This window comes from Acinetobacter sp. CY79, assembly GCF_059515845.1.
In genome coordinates, this window is sequence record NZ_JCAKMY010000072.1 from 1 (window position 1) to 1,431 (window position 1,431).

Sequence of the window (1,431 nt, forward strand, 5' to 3'; positions counted from 1 at the left end):
TTGAGGTTTAGGCTGTTTGAGCTGACCAGTCTGCTGTTCGAGTAGGATCCAATCATCTAGGGTCGTTCTTGCAATATTAAACAGTTCACACGTTTTGGATTTATGCTGTGATTCTTTATAAAACTGCATGACTTTTTCGCGTAGATCGACAGAATATGTTTTTGGCATGATCCTAAATCTTAGTGTTTTTTCTATTGTAGCTCATATTGGATTCTTAGCTATAATGCACCTGCTTTCAACATCACCTGAACATTATTTTTTAAAATGTCATAATCATTTTTATCTTTTTCGCTAGCAAAGCCTAAACCGATATAGCGATCAAGAAAGCCCAAGGTGATGGCAATCGGTATCTTTTTCTCACCCAATATATTTAAGTATTTTCCATCCATATCTTTCGTGATTGATGGCGGATGAATAAACACATCAACACCTGCGTCAATCATGGCAGGCACATTTTTAGCATCAGCATTGTGTACTAGCACTTTTAAATTATGCTGATGTGCTTCTTTAACAATCACTTTCAAAGTCTCTTGATTAAAGTCTTTGACGTTGGTCACACCATCATAAACCACGACATCGGTATTGTATCCGACCAATTTTTTGATCGATGCTCTGGCTTGTTCAGGCGTATCAATGGGTAAACGTACATGCTCATCACACCATTTGAGTTCTTCACCTGTTAGACCACCACAAGCATAATAATCACCCGAGTGAAGGAGTACAGGACCTGCCATAAATACACGGGGTCCTGAAATTTCCCCTGACTCAACTTTCTTCTTTACTTGATCAATATAAGGCAAGAAATCAATAGGCGATAAGATTGAAGTAATCCCCTGTTCTAAATGACCACGCAATCGCTCAGACAATTCTCCATGGATGAAAGCTTCTGCTTGTGCATCATTTGTTGCAGGCATTTTTGAGGGTAAATCATAAAAATTCCAAAAAAGATGAAGGTGACTGTTGATAAGACCCGGCATGACGGTTCGCCCTTGAGCATCAATTACCTGATCCGCTTTCTCTTTTATTCTTCCTGTTTGAACCGCTTTCACTTTTCCATCATCAATGATGACATGTGCATTTTTAATCAGATCAGAGCCTGTGCCATCAAAAACATTCGCATTTTTGATAATAATATCAGCAGCGTGAACAGTATTTGAGAAAAATGCTGCTCCTAAAACGACTGAGAGTATGGTTTTTTTAAATTCACTTGAGCACCTAAGCTTATGTTTATATTTAGATCATTGAGTAATATCAATCCATATATACACTTTATTTTTAAGAGCCGCACTATAGCTAAAAATCCAATATGAGCTACAATAGAAAAAACACTAAGATTTAGGATCATGCCAAAAACATATTCTGTCGATTTACGCGAAAAAGTCATGCAGTTTTATAAAGAATCACAGCATAAATCCAAAACGTGTGAACTGT

At 37.2% G+C, this 1,431-nt stretch carries 2 protein-coding genes; both read right to left on the minus strand.

Features of this window, described 5'->3' with window-relative positions:
• On the minus strand, positions 1-168 hold a 168-nt coding region (locus AC5YCE_RS15545; protein WP_496172613.1), incomplete at its 3' end, for a helix-turn-helix domain-containing protein.
• A gap of 50 nt (positions 169-218) precedes the next feature.
• Entirely contained in the window at positions 219-1,049 is an 831-nt protein-coding gene (locus tag AC5YCE_RS15550) for an amidohydrolase family protein (protein ID WP_496172614.1), read from the minus strand.
• Positions 1,050-1,431 lie beyond the last annotated feature (382 nt).